This is a genomic window from Pseudomonas sp. FP453 (assembly GCF_030687495.1).
Lineage (GTDB): Bacteria > Pseudomonadota > Gammaproteobacteria > Pseudomonadales > Pseudomonadaceae > Aquipseudomonas.
This window is the reverse complement of record NZ_CP117435.1, coordinates 5,083,917-5,100,778: the sequence shown is the minus strand read 5'-3', so window position 1 is coordinate 5,100,778 and position 16,862 is coordinate 5,083,917. Positions and strand designations below refer to the sequence as shown.

Annotated in this window: 6 protein-coding genes, 3 tRNA genes, 3 rRNA genes and 3 pseudogenes; 13 read left to right on the top strand and 2 right to left on the bottom strand. The window is 56.3% G+C overall.

Going from position 1 to position 16,862, the window contains the following annotated elements; genetic code table 11:
* Window positions 1-70: 70 nt before the first annotated feature.
* The 6 genes from PSH87_RS23130 (at window position 71) to rrf (ending at window position 8,240) form a co-directional block, all read left to right on the top strand.
* Complete coding sequence (locus PSH87_RS23130; protein ID WP_305431251.1) at window positions 71-2,485, top strand: TonB-dependent receptor; 2,415 nt, start codon at window positions 71-73, stop codon at window positions 2,483-2,485.
* 541 nt (window positions 2,486-3,026) lie between these two features.
* A 16S ribosomal RNA gene (locus tag PSH87_RS23125) occupies window positions 3,027-4,562 on the top strand.
* A gap of 83 nt (window positions 4,563-4,645) precedes the next feature.
* Window positions 4,646-4,722: transfer RNA gene (locus PSH87_RS23120), tRNA-Ile, on the top strand.
* 30 nt (window positions 4,723-4,752) lie between these two features.
* Window positions 4,753-4,828 (top strand) — tRNA-Ala (locus PSH87_RS23115).
* Between the two features lie 248 nt (window positions 4,829-5,076).
* Window positions 5,077-7,968: ribosomal RNA gene (locus PSH87_RS23110) — 23S ribosomal RNA — on the top strand.
* Between the two features lie 156 nt (window positions 7,969-8,124).
* Window positions 8,125-8,240, top strand: a 5S ribosomal RNA gene (gene rrf, locus PSH87_RS23105).
* Together the 16S, 23S and 5S rRNA genes with 2 tRNA genes alongside form the textbook arrangement of a ribosomal RNA operon.
* A gap of 430 nt (window positions 8,241-8,670) precedes the next feature.
* On the opposite strand, the gene PSH87_RS23100 is transcribed toward rrf, so the two are convergent.
* A tRNA-Leu gene (locus tag PSH87_RS23100) sits at window positions 8,671-8,755 on the bottom strand.
* 108 nt (window positions 8,756-8,863) lie between these two features.
* Here PSH87_RS23100 and queA point away from each other — a divergent pair.
* From queA to PSH87_RS23070, 6 genes and pseudogenes are all read left to right on the top strand, one after another.
* Window positions 8,864-9,913, top strand: a complete 1,050-nt coding sequence (queA, locus tag PSH87_RS23095) for a tRNA preQ1(34) S-adenosylmethionine ribosyltransferase-isomerase QueA (RefSeq protein ID WP_017736834.1) — start codon at window positions 8,864-8,866, stop codon at window positions 9,911-9,913.
* Between the two features lie 5 nt (window positions 9,914-9,918).
* A pseudogene (tgt, locus tag PSH87_RS23090) lies at window positions 9,919-11,035 on the top strand (tRNA guanosine(34) transglycosylase Tgt).
* A gap of 43 nt (window positions 11,036-11,078) precedes the next feature.
* A pseudogene (gene yajC / locus PSH87_RS23085) lies at window positions 11,079-11,418 on the top strand (preprotein translocase subunit YajC).
* A gap of 62 nt (window positions 11,419-11,480) precedes the next feature.
* Window positions 11,481-13,349: a protein translocase subunit SecD gene (gene secD / locus PSH87_RS23080; protein ID WP_017736832.1), complete on the top strand. Its 1,869-nt coding sequence runs from the start codon at window positions 11,481-11,483 to the stop codon at window positions 13,347-13,349.
* A 9-nt stretch (window positions 13,350-13,358) separates the two neighbouring features.
* A complete protein-coding gene (gene secF, locus PSH87_RS23075) occupies window positions 13,359-14,273 on the top strand; it encodes a protein translocase subunit SecF (RefSeq protein WP_120449815.1) in 915 nt (304 codons plus the stop codon).
* A 123-nt stretch (window positions 14,274-14,396) separates the two neighbouring features.
* Window positions 14,397-14,939, top strand: coding sequence for a glycine zipper 2TM domain-containing protein (locus tag PSH87_RS23070; protein ID WP_017736830.1), 543 nt, complete (start codon window positions 14,397-14,399; stop codon window positions 14,937-14,939).
* Between the two features lie 189 nt (window positions 14,940-15,128).
* On the opposite strand, the pseudogene suhB reads toward PSH87_RS23070, so the two are convergent.
* Window positions 15,129-15,944 (bottom strand): annotated as a pseudogene (suhB, locus tag PSH87_RS23065) (inositol-phosphate phosphatase).
* Window positions 15,945-16,089: 145 nt separating this feature from the next.
* Between suhB and trmJ the strand changes: the two are divergent.
* Entirely contained in the window at window positions 16,090-16,860 is a 771-nt protein-coding gene (trmJ, locus tag PSH87_RS23060) for a tRNA (cytosine(32)/uridine(32)-2'-O)-methyltransferase TrmJ (RefSeq protein ID WP_026136796.1), read from the top strand.
* Window positions 16,861-16,862 lie beyond the last annotated feature (2 nt).

The following is a 16,862-nucleotide window of genomic DNA, read 5'->3' as shown; positions in this document are numbered from 1 at the left end:
TCCGGTTTTGCGCGGCTCGCTCGCTTGGTTGGATGACGCTCCTCCATTCGACTTGCGAAAGGATTCATTCATGCTGTCTCGCACTACCGTTTTCTCACGCCGCCATCCCCTGGCTCTGGCTGTGGTCATCGCTTTGGCCGTTGATGTCGTTTCTGCCCAGGCCGACAGCCCGGGCGCTGCTGCCCAATTGCAAACTCTGGAGATCCCGGCAGGTCCGCTGGCTCGTCAGTTGAACCTGCTGGCCAGCCAGGCGGGGATTCTGATCGGGGGGGATGCCACGCTCACGGCCAATAAGCAGAGTCAGGCGGTGCACGCTTCGAGCGTCGAGCAGGCGCTGGCGCAGATGTTGGCGGGCACTGGCGTACAGGCGGTGCGCACCGGGGAGCGTGAGTTTCAACTGATCGTGCAACCGGCAACGGGTTTGACACTGGGGGCCACCACTATCACCGGCCAGGGCTTGGGGATGGTGACGGAGGGCAGCGGGTCGTATGCGACCGGGCGCTCGTCCACCGCCACCAAGCTGGCGATGTCCCTGCGTGAAACGCCGCAGTCGGTGACGGTCGTTACCCGTCAGCGCATGGATGACCAAAGCATGAAGAACCTCGACGACGTGATGCAGAACGCCACGGGCATCATGGTGGTCAAGAATGGTGGCGAGCGTTCCTTGTACCAGGCGCGTGGGCAGTTGGTGGACAACCTGCAGATCGATGGCGTGCCGACCAATATCAGCAATGCGTATTCGATGGATGCGATTTCCAAGCCCACCACCGACATTTATGACCGGGTCGAGATTGTGCGCGGCGCCACGGGGTTGATGGAGGGGGCGGGGACGCCGTCGGCGTCGATCAACTTGATCCGCAAGCGTCCAACGGCCGAGCCACAGGCGCTGATTGAAACGTCGGTGGGGTCTTGGGACGACTATAAGACGATGGTGGATCTGTCCTCGCCGCTGAATGAAGAAGGCACGCTGCGTGGGCGATCGGTGATTTCCTATAACAATGCCAACAGCTACCTGGATATCGCCCGGAAAGAGAACCAGCTGTTCTATGGCATCCTCGAAGCCGATGTGAGTGAGTCGACGCTGGTGACCCTCGGTTACAGTTATCAGAAGGAGCGCAATTCGGGGTACGACTGGTCTGGCTTGCCGATCCATACCGATGGCACGTTCTATCCGCTGTCACGTTCGACATCGCTGACGGGGGACTGGAATCATCTCGACAAGCGCAACACTACGGTCTTTACCGATATCCAGCACAGCTTTGCCAATGACTGGAAAGCGGTGGTGGCGGTGAACCAGATGTGGTCCAAGGCGGATTTTCTGGGTAACTACACCTGGCCTGCTGGCGACACTGACCAGTTCACCCTCAACCCACGTCATTTCCGTTATGACGATACTCAGACCAGCATCGATGGCTACGCGTCCGGTCCGTTCCAGCTGTTGGGTCGTCAGCATGAGCTGATCATCGGTGGGAACTGGCGCAAGGATGACTTCGATTACCACGGCGGTCGGGATGCGACGTACCGCTACGTGGTGGATATGAACGATGTGGGGGCCTTTGATCCGCCTGCGCCGACGGCGCTGAATGTCAACCAGTGGAAATACAACCGTACGCAAGAACAGAAGGGCGTCTATATAGCAGGACGCTTCAGCCTGACCGATTCTACAAAGCTGATCCTTGGCAGCCGTTTGAGTTGGGTCAGCTACGACAGCCTGGATGTGGTGAGCCGGCCAGTAACAAACCACTACTCCAAGAGCGGTGAAGTCACACCTTACGCGGGCCTGGTCCAGGACCTGACCGAAAACCTGACGGCTTACGCCAGCTATACCGAGATTTTCAAGCCGCAGAGCAACCAGGACATCACGGGCTCGGTGCTTGAACCCATGACTGGCAGCAACTATGAGCTTGGGCTCAAGGGCGAGTTCTTCGACAAGCGTCTGCTGGGTTCGATTGCGCTTTACCAGTCCGATCAGACTGGGCGTCCTGAGTTGGTGGCCTGCGAGCGCGACTGGTCCTGCTACCGTGCTTCCGACAAGGTGCGCAATCGCGGTTTCGAGTTGGAGGTCAATGGGGAGGTGACGTCGGACTGGAACCTCTCGGCGGGTTACACCTACAACCAGTCCAAATATGCCGGGGGTGAGCAGAAGGGCGATGATTTCAACAGCGCTGCGCCGCGTCATCTATTCAAGCTGGCTACCGACTACCGACTGCAGGGCGCGCTCAACCACATGCGGGTTGGCGGCAGCTTTTATGCACAGAGCACGATGGTGCAGAGGGAGTATGGCAAGACGTACAAGATCCAGCAGGATGCATACCATTTGACCAACCTGCATGCGGTCTATGAGATCAATAAGAACCTGGAGCTGCAGTACAACCTGGACAACGTATTCGACAAGAAGTACTACCAGACACTGGGCAACCCCAATTACTGGAACTTCTATGGTGAGCCGCGCAATTTCAACATGGCGCTGCGGGCGAAGTTCTGAGGTCGCAGAAGGCTGCCGACGCGGGCGAATGGCAGTCTTCTCAAGAATGTGAAGAAAAGGGTTGACGGCGAATTGTAACTGTCTATAATTCGCCCCACTTCCGGCGCAGTCGAAACGGAAAACTCTTTGGTAAACAATGAGTTATGTAAGTTTCGGCAGCAGGTGCTTCAGTTCATCGAAGCCAGAAAGAAGTTGAAAAAGAGGTGTTGACAGCAGCGTGTAACGCTGTAGAATTCGCCTCCCGCTGATGAGAGATCTGAAGCGCAAGTGGTTGAAGTTGTTGAAGAATTCTTCGAAAGCTTCTGAAAATAATCACTTGACAGCAAATGAGGCTGCTGTAGAATGCGCGCCTCGGTTGAGACGAAAGATCTTAACCAACCGCTCTTTAACAACTGAATCAAGCAATTCGTGTGGGTGCTTGTGGAGTCAGACTGATAGTCAACAAGATTATCAGCATCACAAGTTACTCCGCGAGAAATCAAAGATGTAACCAACGATTGCTGAGCCAAGTTTAGGGTTTCTTAAAAACCCAAAGATGTTTGAACTGAAGAGTTTGATCATGGCTCAGATTGAACGCTGGCGGCAGGCCTAACACATGCAAGTCGAGCGGTAGAGAGAAGCTTGCTTCTCTTGAGAGCGGCGGACGGGTGAGTAATGCCTAGGAATCTGCCTGGTAGTGGGGGATAACGTTCGGAAACGGACGCTAATACCGCATACGTCCTACGGGAGAAAGCAGGGGACCTTCGGGCCTTGCGCTATCAGATGAGCCTAGGTCGGATTAGCTAGTTGGGAGGTAATGGCTCACCAAGGCGACGATCCGTAACTGGTCTGAGAGGATGATCAGTCACACTGGAACTGAGACACGGTCCAGACTCCTACGGGAGGCAGCAGTGGGGAATATTGGACAATGGGCGAAAGCCTGATCCAGCCATGCCGCGTGTGTGAAGAAGGTCTTCGGATTGTAAAGCACTTTAAGTTGGGAGGAAGGGCAGTTACCTAATACGTGATTGTTTTGACGTTACCGACAGAATAAGCACCGGCTAACTCTGTGCCAGCAGCCGCGGTAATACAGAGGGTGCAAGCGTTAATCGGAATTACTGGGCGTAAAGCGCGCGTAGGTGGTTTGTTAAGTTGGATGTGAAATCCCCGGGCTCAACCTGGGAACTGCATTCAAAACTGACTGACTAGAGTATGGTAGAGGGTGGTGGAATTTCCTGTGTAGCGGTGAAATGCGTAGATATAGGAAGGAACACCAGTGGCGAAGGCGACCACCTGGACTAATACTGACACTGAGGTGCGAAAGCGTGGGGAGCAAACAGGATTAGATACCCTGGTAGTCCACGCCGTAAACGATGTCAACTAGCCGTTGGAAGCCTTGAGCTTTTAGTGGCGCAGCTAACGCATTAAGTTGACCGCCTGGGGAGTACGGCCGCAAGGTTAAAACTCAAATGAATTGACGGGGGCCCGCACAAGCGGTGGAGCATGTGGTTTAATTCGAAGCAACGCGAAGAACCTTACCAGGCCTTGACATCCAATGAACTTTCTAGAGATAGATTGGTGCCTTCGGGAACATTGAGACAGGTGCTGCATGGCTGTCGTCAGCTCGTGTCGTGAGATGTTGGGTTAAGTCCCGTAACGAGCGCAACCCTTGTCCTTAGTTACCAGCACGTTATGGTGGGCACTCTAAGGAGACTGCCGGTGACAAACCGGAGGAAGGTGGGGATGACGTCAAGTCATCATGGCCCTTACGGCCTGGGCTACACACGTGCTACAATGGTCGGTACAGAGGGTTGCCAAGCCGCGAGGTGGAGCTAATCCCATAAAACCGATCGTAGTCCGGATCGCAGTCTGCAACTCGACTGCGTGAAGTCGGAATCGCTAGTAATCGCGAATCAGAATGTCGCGGTGAATACGTTCCCGGGCCTTGTACACACCGCCCGTCACACCATGGGAGTGGGTTGCACCAGAAGTAGCTAGTCTAACCTTCGGGAGGACGGTTACCACGGTGTGATTCATGACTGGGGTGAAGTCGTAACAAGGTAGCCGTAGGGGAACCTGCGGCTGGATCACCTCCTTAATCGACGACATCAGCTGCTCCATAAGTTCCCACACGAATTGCTTGATTCATTGAAGAAGACGATAAAGAAGCAGCCCGAAATTGGGTCTGTAGCTCAGTTGGTTAGAGCGCACCCCTGATAAGGGTGAGGTCGGCAGTTCGAATCTGCCCAGACCCACCAATTTTGTGTGGGAAACGCCTGTAGAAATACGGGGCCATAGCTCAGCTGGGAGAGCGCCTGCCTTGCACGCAGGAGGTCAACGGTTCGATCCCGTTTGGCTCCACCACTACTGCTTCTGTTTGTTGAAAGCTTAGAAATGAGCATTCCATCGTGATGATGGTGAATGTTGATTTCTAGTCTTTGATTAGATCGTTCTTTAAAAATTTGGGTATGTGATAGAAAGATAGACTGAACGTTACTTTCACTGGTAACGGATCAGGCTAAGGTAAAATTTGTGAGTACTCAGTTTTGAGTATTATCGAATTTTCGGCGAATGTTGTCTTCACAGTATAACCAGATTGCTTGGGGTTATATGGTCAAGTGAAGAAGCGCATACGGTGGATGCCTTGGCAGTCAGAGGCGATGAAAGACGTGGTAGCCTGCGAAAAGCTTCGGGGAGTCGGCAAACAGACTTTGATCCGGAGATGTCTGAATGGGGGAACCCAGCCATCATAAGATGGTTATCTTACGCTGAATACATAGGCGTAAGAGGCGAACCAGGGGAACTGAAACATCTAAGTACCCTGAGGAAAAGAAATCAACCGAGATTCCCTTAGTAGTGGCGAGCGAACGGGGACTAGCCCTTAAGTGGCTTTGAGATTAGCGGAACGTTCTGGAAAGTACGGCCATAGTGGGTGATAGCCCTGTACGCGAAAATCTCTTAGTCATGAAATCGAGTAGGACGGAGCACGAGAAACTTTGTCTGAATATGGGGGGACCATCCTCCAAGGCTAAATACTACTGACTGACCGATAGTGAACTAGTACCGTGAGGGAAAGGCGAAAAGAACCCCGGAGAGGGGAGTGAAATAGATCCTGAAACCGTATGCGTACAAGCAGTGGGAGCCCACTTTGTTGGGTGACTGCGTACCTTTTGTATAATGGGTCAGCGACTTATTTTCAGTGGCGAGCTTAACCGAATAGGGGAGGCGTAGCGAAAGCGAGTCTTAATAGGGCGTCTAGTCGCTGGGAATAGACCCGAAACCGGGCGATCTATCCATGGGCAGGTTGAAGGTTGGGTAACACTAACTGGAGGACCGAACCGACTACCGTTGAAAAGTTAGCGGATGACCTGTGGATCGGAGTGAAAGGCTAATCAAGCTCGGAGATAGCTGGTTCTCCTCGAAAGCTATTTAGGTAGCGCCTCATGTATCACTGTAGGGGGTAGAGCACTGTTTCGGCTAGGGGGTCATCCCGACTTACCAAACCGATGCAAACTCCGAATACCTACAAGTGCCGAGCATGGGAGACACACGGCGGGTGCTAACGTCCGTCGTGAAAAGGGAAACAACCCAGACCGTCAGCTAAGGTCCCAAAGTTATGGTTAAGTGGGAAACGATGTGGGAAGGCTTAGACAGCTAGGAGGTTGGCTTAGAAGCAGCCACCCTTTAAAGAAAGCGTAATAGCTCACTAGTCGAGTCGGCCTGCGCGGAAGATGTAACGGGGCTCAAACCATACACCGAAGCTACGGGTATCACGTAAGTGATGCGGTAGAGGAGCGTTCTGTAAGCCTGTGAAGGTGAGTTGAGAAGCTTGCTGGAGGTATCAGAAGTGCGAATGCTGACATGAGTAACGACAATGGGTGTGAAAAACACCCACGCCGAAAGACCAAGGTTTCCTGCGCAACGTTAATCGACGCAGGGTTAGTCGGTCCCTAAGGCGAGGCTGAAAAGCGTAGTCGATGGAAAACAGGTTAATATTCCTGTACTTCTGGTTATTGCGATGGAGGGACGGAGAAGGCTAGGCCAGCTTGGCGTTGGTTGTCCAAGTTTAAGGTGGTAGGCTGGAATCTTAGGTAAATCCGGGATTCTAAGGCCGAGAGCTGATGACGAGTTAACTTTTAGTTAACGAAGTGGTTGATGCCATGCTTCCAAGAAAAGCTTCTAAGCTTCAGGTAACCAGGAACCGTACCCCAAACCGACACAGGTGGTTGGGTAGAGAATACCAAGGCGCTTGAGAGAACTCGGGTGAAGGAACTAGGCAAAATGGCACCGTAACTTCGGGAGAAGGTGCGCCGGTGAGGGTGAAGGACTTGCTCCGTAAGCTCATGCCGGTCGAAGATACCAGGCCGCTGCGACTGTTTATTAAAAACACAGCACTCTGCAAACACGAAAGTGGACGTATAGGGTGTGACGCCTGCCCGGTGCCGGAAGGTTAATTGATGGGGTTAGCTAACGCGAAGCTCTTGATCGAAGCCCCGGTAAACGGCGGCCGTAACTATAACGGTCCTAAGGTAGCGAAATTCCTTGTCGGGTAAGTTCCGACCTGCACGAATGGCGTAACGATGGCGGCGCTGTCTCCACCCGAGACTCAGTGAAATTGAAATCGCTGTGAAGATGCAGTGTATCCGCGGCTAGACGGAAAGACCCCGTGAACCTTTACTATAGCTTTGCACTGGACTTTGAATTTGCTTGTGTAGGATAGGTGGGAGGCTTTGAAGCGTGGACGCCAGTCTGCGTGGAGCCAACCTTGAAATACCACCCTGGCAACTTTGAGGTTCTAACTCAGGTCCGTTATCCGGATCGAGGACAGTGTATGGTGGGTAGTTTGACTGGGGCGGTCTCCTCCTAAAGAGTAACGGAGGAGTACGAAGGTGCGCTCAGACCGGTCGGAAATCGGTCGTAGAGTATAAAGGCAAAAGCGCGCTTGACTGCGAGACAGACACGTCGAGCAGGTACGAAAGTAGGTCTTAGTGATCCGGTGGTTCTGTATGGAAGGGCCATCGCTCAACGGATAAAAGGTACTCCGGGGATAACAGGCTGATACCGCCCAAGAGTTCATATCGACGGCGGTGTTTGGCACCTCGATGTCGGCTCATCACATCCTGGGGCTGAAGCCGGTCCCAAGGGTATGGCTGTTCGCCATTTAAAGTGGTACGCGAGCTGGGTTTAGAACGTCGTGAGACAGTTCGGTCCCTATCTGCCGTGGACGTTTGAGATTTGAGAGGGGCTGCTCCTAGTACGAGAGGACCGGAGTGGACGAACCTCTGGTGTTCCGGTTGTCACGCCAGTGGCATTGCCGGGTAGCTATGTTCGGAATAGATAACCGCTGAAAGCATCTAAGCGGGAAACTAGCCTCAAGATGAGATCTCACTGGAACCTTGAGTTCCCTGAAGGGCCGTCGAAGACTACGACGTTGATAGGTTGGGTGTGTAAGCGCTGTGAGGCGTTGAGCTAACCAATACTAATTGCCCGTGAGGCTTGACCATATAACACCCAAGCAATTTGACTACTCGAAAGAGCATCAGATTGCGGTGTGTGAAGACGATAGAACCGAAAGTTCGATTCTCACAAAACACCGAAAGCTGTCACATACCCAATTTGCTGAAGCGAGGCCACTTGGTCACGACTCAGTACCCGAATTTCTTGACGACCATAGAGCATTGGAACCACCTGATCCCATCCCGAACTCAGCAGTGAAACGATGCATCGCCGATGGTAGTGTGGGGTTTCCCCATGTGAGAGTAGGTCATCGTCAAGATTAAATTCCGAAACCCCATTTGCGAAAGCAGATGGGGTTTTGTTTTGGGCGCGAGAAAAGTGCTTGCTGCTTCGTTCGCGGCGGCTTTACGTGTTGCTTCGAGTGATCGCAGTATCAGCTGCGTGCGAGTGCAGGCCTTATGGTCACGGCCGGTCTGTGACTTCTCGTGTGGCTGTGTCGTTTTCCGCGTTACCGTTTCTTATCAAAACACCCGAGTGCTTCTGAGTGCTGGACGCGCTTCAGCGGTCGCTGGAGGCTTGTGAGCTTGCGATGAATGGTAGCGAGCGCATTGCGCCAGTTGGGCGCGTAGAGCGACCCTGGAGGAGGGAGGGGCGCGCGTGGTGTAGCCCATGAATGATGGATTTAGCCGCTGGTGTACTTTTCTACAGGCGAAAAAAAAGACCTTGAATTTCAAGGTCTTTTTTTAAGATGGTGCCCCGAGGGAGACTCGAACTCCCACTCCTTTCGAAAACGGATTTTGAATCCGCCGCGTCTACCAATTCCGCCATCAGGGCTCAATGGCGGCGAAGTATAGAGATGAGATTACCGTTGGTCAATCACCTTTCATGGTCAATTTTCACTATTTCCGCTAGACTTCCCGGCCCTGCTAGACGAACTCCATCATGCGCGTTGCTGACTTTACTTTTGAGCTTCCTGATTCGCTGATCGCTCGCCACCCTTTGGCCGAGCGTCGCGCCAGTCGACTGCTGACCCTGGACGGGCCCAGCGGTGCCCTCGCACACCGTCAATTCACTGATTTGCTTGAGCATTTGCGCCCAGGCGATCTGATGGTGTTCAACAATACCCGGGTGATTCCGGCGCGCCTGTTTGGCCAGAAAGCTTCCGGCGGCAAGCTGGAAGTTCTGGTGGAGCGCGTACTGGACAGCCACCGCGTGCTGGCCCATGTGCGCTCCAGCAAATCGCCAAAACCGGGATCGAAGATCCTCATCGACGGTGGCGGTGAGGCTGAGATGGTTGCGCGTCATGACGCGTTGTTCGAGCTCAAGTTCGCCGAAGAGGTGCTGCCGCTGCTGGAGCGTGTCGGCCATATGCCGCTGCCGCCCTACATCGACCGTCCCGACGAAGACTCGGACCGCGAACGCTATCAGACGGTTTACTCCCAGCGCCTCGGTGCAGTCGCTGCACCGACGGCCGGCCTGCATTTCGACCAGCCGCTGCTGGATGCAATCGCCGCCAAGGGCGTCGAGACCGCCTATGTAACCCTGCACGTGGGGGCCGGCACGTTTCAGCCGGTGCGTGTGGATAACATCGAAGACCACCACATGCACAGCGAGTGGCTGGAAGTCAGCCAGGAAGTGGTTGACGCTGTGGCTGCGTGCAAGGCGCGTGGCGGGCGTGTAGTGGCCGTCGGGACCACCAGCGTGCGCTCCCTGGAAAGCGCAGCGCGTGATGGTGTGCTCAAGCCTTTCAGTGGCGACACCGATATCTTTATCTTCCCAGGCCGTCCGTTCCATGTGGTCGATTGCCTGGTGACCAATTTCCATTTGCCCGAATCCACGCTATTGATGCTGGTCTCGGCATTTGCCGGCTACCCGGAAACCATGGCGGCTTACCAAGCGGCCATCGATAACGCGTACCGTTTTTTCAGCTACGGTGATGCGATGTTCATCACCCGTAACCCGGCGCCACGCGGCCCAGAGGAACAACTATGAGTCGTATGTCGTTTGAATTGCTCGCCACCGACGGCAAGGCCCGTCGCGGTCGCCTGACCTTCCCGCGCGGCACCGTGGAGACCCCTGCGTTCATGCCGGTTGGCACCTACGGCACCGTCAAGGGCATGTTGCCACGGGATATCGTCGCCACCGGCGCCGAAATCATCCTCGGCAATACCTTCCACCTGTGGCTGCGCCCGGGCACGGAAGTGATCAAGAAGCATGGCGACCTGCATGACTTCATGAAGTGGCAAGGCCCGATCCTCACCGACTCCGGCGGTTTCCAGGTGTTCAGCCTGGGCGCCATGCGCAAGATCAAGGAAGAGGGCGTGACCTTCGCCTCGCCGGTGGACGGTTCCAAAGTGTTCATGGGCCCCGAAGAGTCGATGCAGGTGCAGCGTGACCTGGGCTCCGACATCGTGATGATTTTCGACGAATGCACGCCGTACCCGGCCGACGAAGACGTCGCGCGGATCTCCATGGAGCTGTCCCTGCGTTGGGCCCAGCGCTCGAAGAACGCCCACGGCGACAACACCGCTGCGCTGTTCGGCATCGTCCAGGGCGGCATGCACGAAAGCCTGCGCAAACGCTCGCTGGAAGGCCTCGACAAAATCGGTTTTGACGGCCTGGCCATCGGCGGTCTGTCGGTGGGTGAGCCCAAGCACGAGATGATCAAGGTGCTGGATTATCTGCCGGGCCTGATGCCGTCTGACAAACCCTCGTTACCTTATGGGCGTTGGCAAACCGGAGGATCTCGTAGAGGGTGTGCGCCGCGGTGTGGACATGTTCGATTGCGTGATGCCAACCCGTAATGCCCGCAATGGGCATCTGTTCATCGATACAGGCGTGCTGAAGATCCGTAACGCGTTCCATCGCCATGATGATTCGCCGCTGGATCCCACCTGTGATTGCTACACCTGCCAGAACTTCTCCCGTGCTTATCTGCACCATCTGGACAAGTGTGGGGAAATGCTGGGTAGCATGTTGAATACCATCCACAATTTGCGTCACTACCAAGTCCTGATGGCTGGTTTGCGCGAGGCTATTCAACAGGGTACATTGGCCGCCTTCGTCGATGCCTTCTATGCCAAGCGCGGGCTCCCTGTGCCGCCCTTGGACTGAGTTTTCCGACCCTAAGATTCACTATTTGCAACTGGAGTGCTAAATGAGCTTTTTTATCTCTAACGCCATGGCTGACGCCGCTGCGCCTGCTGCTGCCGGCCCTATGGGCGGTGGTTTCGAGTGGATTTTTCCTGGTCGGCTTCCTGGTCATCTTCTACCTGATGATCTGGCGTCCACAGGCCAAGCGCGCCAAAGAGCAGAAAAACCTGCTGGGCAGCCTGCAAAAAGGTGACGAAGTCGTGACCACTGGCGGCATCGCCGGCAAGATCACCAAGGTTTCCGATGCTTTCGTGGTACTGGAAGTCTCCGACACCGTAGAAATGAAGTTCCAGAAGGGCGCCATCGCCGCCACGCTGCCAAAAGGCACGCTCAAAGCGATCTGAGTAACAACCTTTACCAATCGACGGGGCGCGCAAGGCGCCCCGCGTCATAAGCGGGCGGCGTGATGCTGAACAAATACCCTCTGTGGAAATACGTACTGATCCTGGCGGTGCTGGCGATCGGTTTTATTTATTCCGCTCCCAATCTCTATCCTGATGACCCGGCGATCCAGATCACTGGCGCCAGCACTTCGCTGCAGGTCAATCAGGCTGATCTGGAACGCGCGAGCAAAGCGCTCACCGACGCGGGTATCCAGGTCAAGGCGGCAACGTTGGCGGCTGATGCGAAGGGCGGCTTGTTGCGCCTGACCAAGCAAGAAGACCAATTGCCGGCCAAGGATGTCGTGCGCAAGGCCATGGGTGACGACTACGTTGTCGCGCTCAACCTGGCACAGACCACGCCAAAATGGCTGCGCAGCATTGGCGCGCACCCGATGAAGCTGGGTCTGGACTTGTCCGGTGGTGTGCACTTCCTGCTGGAAGTCGACATGGACAAAGCCCTCGACGCGCGCCTGAAAGTCTACGAAGGCGACGTGAAGAGCCTGCTGCGCAAAGAGAAGTTGCGTTATCGCAGCCTGCCGCAGCTCAACGGTGCCATTCAGCTGGGCTTCTCTGATGAAGCTTCCCGTGAACAGGCTCGTGCGCTGATCCGCAAGAACTTCACCGATTTCGACATCGTACCGGCCGACCTCAACGGTCAACCTGTACTGCGTCTGGCGATGACCCCGGCCAAGCTGGCGGAAATCCGCGAATACTCGATCAAGCAGAACTTGACCACGGTACGTAACCGCGTCAACGAGCTGGGTGTGGCCGAGCCGATCGTTCAGCGCCAGGGTGCCAACCGCATCGTGGTCGAGCTGCCGGGTGTGCAGGACACTGCTGAAGCCAAGCGTATCCTGGGCAAGACGGCCAACCTGGAGTTCCGTCTGGCTGCTGAGCCGGGTGCTTCCAAAGCCACTTCGGAAGAGTTCGAGTTCCGCGAAGGCAACCGCCCTCCTGCATTGATCGAGCGCAGCTTGATCATCACCGGTGACCAGGTGACCGATGCCAAGGCCGGTTTCGGCGAGCACGGTACCCCTGAAGTGAACATCCGCCTGGATGGTCATGGTGGCGAACTGATGAGTCGCGCCACGCGCAGCAACGTCGGTCGCAGCATGGCGGTGATCTTCATCGAGCAACGCCCGGTGACCACCTACGCCAAGCAGATCGTCAACGGCGTCGAGAAAGACGTGCCGGTGCAGTCCTTCAAGGAAGAGAAGAAGATCATCAGCCTGGCGACCATCCAGTCGCCGCTGGGTGCTCAATTCCGCATCACTGGCCTGAACGGCCAGGGCGAGTCGTCCGAGTTGGCACTGCTGCTGCGTGCCGGTGGCCTGGCGGCTCCGATGTACTTCGCTGAAGAACGCACCATCGGCCCGAGCCTGGGTGCCGACAACATCACCAAAGGTATCGACGCCGCCTTGTGGGGCATGCTGTTCGTGTCCCTGTTCATCATCGCCATCTACCGCTTCTTCGGTATCATCGCCACCGTGGCCCTCGCGGGCAACATGGTGATGCTGCTGGCCCTGATGTCGCTGCTGGGCGCTACGCTGACCTTGCCAGGTATCGCCGGTATCGTACTCACCATGGGTATGGCCGTAGACGCCAACGTACTGATCTTCTCGCGGATCCGCGAAGAGATCGCCAACGGCATGACCGTACAGCGTGCAATCAACGAAGGCTTCGGCCGGGCATTTACCGCGATTCTCGACTCCAACCTGACCACCTTGCTGGTCGGCGGGATTCTCTTCGCCATGGGTACCGGCCCGGTCAAGGGTTTTGCGGTAACCATGTCCCTCGGTATCTTTACCTCGATGTTCACGGCCATCATGGTGACCCGCGCAATGGTCAACCTGATTTATGGCGGGCGTGACTTCAAGAAGTTGTGGATTTAAGGGGCTGCCATGTTACGTACAATCAACTTCATGGGCGTTCGCAACGTTGCGTTCGGCGTCACTGTGCTCCTTACCGTTCTGGCGTTGTTCAGCTGGTTCCATAAGGGCCTGAACTACGGTCTGGACTTCACCGGCGGTACGCTCATCGAGCTGACCTACGAGAAGCCTGCCGACGTCACCCTGGTGCGCAACGAGCTGGTCAAGGCCGGCTATCACGAAGCCATCGTGCAGAGCTTCGGTGCAACCACCGACCTGCTGGTGCGTATGCCGGGCGAAGACCCGCAACTGGGTCACCAGGTGGCCGAGGCCTTGCAGAAGGTCGGCGGCGACAACCCGGCGTCGGTCAAGCGCGTCGAGTTCGTCGGCCCGCAAGTGGGTGAAGAACTGCGCGACCAGGGCGGCCTCGGCATGCTGATGGCGCTGGTCGGCATCATGATCTACCTGGCGTTCCGCTTTCAGTGGAAGTTCGGCGTGGGCGCGATTGTCTCGCTGATCCACGACGTGATCGTCACCGTGGGTATCCTGGCGTACTTCCAGATCACCTTCGACCTGACCGTACTGGCAGCCGTGCTGGCGATCATTGGTTACTCCCTCAACGACACCATCGTGGTATTCGACCGGGTTCGTGAGAACTTCCGTGTACTGCGCAAGGCGTCGTTGATCGAGAACATCAACATCTCCACCACCCAGACCCTGCTGCGGACCATGGCAACGTCGATCTCCACCTTGCTGGCGATTGCTGCGCTGATGATCTTCGGTGGCGACAACCTGTGGGGCTTCTCCCTGGCGCTGTTCATCGGCGTTCTGGCGGGTACCTACTCGTCGATCTACATCGCCAACGTGGTACTGATCTGGCTGAACCTCAACAGCGAAGACCTGATCCCTCCTGCTGCTACCGGCAAGGAGGTCGACGACCGCCCTTGATGGGCAGTTGTTGATCCGCTGTTACAAGAAAGGCACGAGTATTGAACTCGTGCCTTTTTTTTTGCTCCAAGGCTGGGTATAGCGCGGACGTTTCCGTCCGTTTGTGATGGTCAGGAGGTTCATGTGAACAAGTCGTTGCTGGTGGGTGCGGTATTGGGTGCTGTCGGTGTGACTGCCGGGGGTGCTTTTGCCACCTATAGCCTGGTAAAAAGCGGCCCTGAGTATGCGCAAGTGCTGGCAGTACAGCCGGTGAAAACCCAGATCAAGACGCCACGGGAAGTCTGCAAGGACGTCGCCGTGACCCGGCAGAAGCCGGTGCAGGATCAACATCAAATCGTCGGCACCGTGGTCGGTGCGCTGGCCGGTGGCCTGCTCGGCAACCAGGTCGGTGGCGGTAATGGCAAGAAACTGGCTACGGTAGCCGGTGCGGTCGGTGGCGGTTACGCCGGTAACAAGGTTCAGGAAGGCATGCAGAACCGTGATACCTACACCACCACGCAAACCCGTTGTAACACCGTGAACGACATCAGCGACAAAGTGGTCGGTTATGACGTGCGTTACAACCTGGATGGCAAGGAAGGCTCCGTGCGTATGGAGCGCGACCCTGGTAGCCAGATTCCGGTGGACAAAGAGGGTCGTCTGATTCTCGGTCAGAATCAGCAGTAATTCTTAAGCCTGATGCAGTTCAAAATGTGGGAGCGGGCTTGCCCGCGAAAGCGCAGTGTCAGTCGCCGGATGTATTGACTGGCCCACCGCATTCGCGGGCAAGCCCGCTCCCACAGTTGATGTGTGTCGTTGCCGAATCCCAGGCATAAAAAAAGCACCCCGAAGGGTGCTTTTTTTGTGCTCGCTCGCTTAGCGCTTCAGCGAAGCCGGCAGGTGCGGCTGGATCGCCGTCAGTACTGCCTTGAAGCATTTGGTGTTACCAGCAACTACGTGGCCTTTCTCAAGGAAGTCATGACCACCGGTGAAATCGCTCACCAAGCCGCCTGCTTCCTGGATCAGCAGGGCGCCTGCAGCCATGTCCCACTCGGACAGGCCCGATTCCCAGACGCATCAAACCGACCGGCGGCCACATAAGCCAGGTCCAGGCTTGCTGCGCCAGCGCGACGGATGCCAGCGGTCTGGCCAACCAGGGCGCGGAACATGCCCAGGTAGTTTTCCAGGTTGTCCATCTGGTCGTCACGGAACGGGAAGCCGGTACCCAGCAGGGCGCCGTCCAGGCTGGTGCGGCCGCTGACACGCAGGCGACGACCATTCAGCTGGGCGCCACGGCCACGGCTGGCGGTAAATTCTTCCTGGCGAACCGGGTCGAGTACGACAGCGTGTTCCAGGCGGCCACGGTATTTGCACGCGATGCTCACGGCAAAGTGCGGGATGCCGCGCAGGAAGTTGGTGGTGCCATCCAGTGGGTCGATGATCCACAGGTAGTCTTCGCCTTCGCCGCTGCCTTTGTGCAGGCCGGTTTCCTCGCCGAGGATGCCGTGGGTCGGGTAGGCCTTGCGCAGCGCGTCGATGATTTTCTGTTCGGCGGCGCGGTCCACCTCGGATACATAATCCTTGGCGTCTTTTTCGTCGACCTTGATGGTATCCAGGCGCTCGATGGAGCGGAAGATCAATTCACTGGCGCTGCGGGCGGCGCGCAGCGCGAATATTCAGCATGGGCTGCATGGATGTGTCACCTAAGGTTGTTAAAGAAAGCCGAGCATTCTAGCAGAAACTTTCTTCAGGTGAAGGACGACGTTAGCTTTCATGGCATAACCTTAGGCGGTTCTGTAAGATTTGCTCCCCTTTCCCGTGTCCGAGAGCGCCTCCCTTGCTGCAAAACATTCGTGTCGTCTTGGTCAATACCAGTCATCCCGGCAATATCGGTGGGGTGGCGCGAGCCATGAAAAACATGGGGCTGACGCGCCTGGTGCTGGTCGAACCGCGTGTGTTCCCGCATCACGAGGCCGATGCCCGCGCGTCCGGCGCTAATGACATCCTGGAAAAAGCCCAGGTTGTCGCCACCCTGGAAGATGCGTTGGTCGGTTGCAACCTGGTGCTGGGCACCAGTGCGCGCGACCGTCGTATCCCTTGGCCGCTGCTGGACCCGCGTGAGTGCGGCACCAAAGTGGTGGAGGAAGCCGCCGGCGGCGCTGAAATCGCCTTGGTATTCGGCCGTGAAGACTCCGGCCTCACCAACGACGAGCTGCAGCGATGTCATTACCACGTGCACATTCCATCAGACCCTGAATTCAGCTCGCTGAACCTCGGGGCAGCGGTGCAGGTGTTGACGTACGAAGTGCGCATGGCCTGGCTGGCCGCCGAAGGTCAGCCAAGCAAAGTGGAAAAGGACGAGGTGGCTTCGACCAAAAGTGGCGAGTTGGCCACCATGGATGAGCTGGAGCGGTTCTATGAGCACCTGGAACAAACCCTGGTGGCCATCGAATTCCTCGATCCGGAAAAACCACGGCACTTGATGGCGCGCCTGCGTCGCTTGTACGGGCGTAGCTCGGTCAGCCGAGCGGAAATGAATATATTGCGTGGCATCCTCACGGAAACCCAGAAAGCGGCCCGTGGCGAGCTTCTAAAGCGGAAGGATTAAAA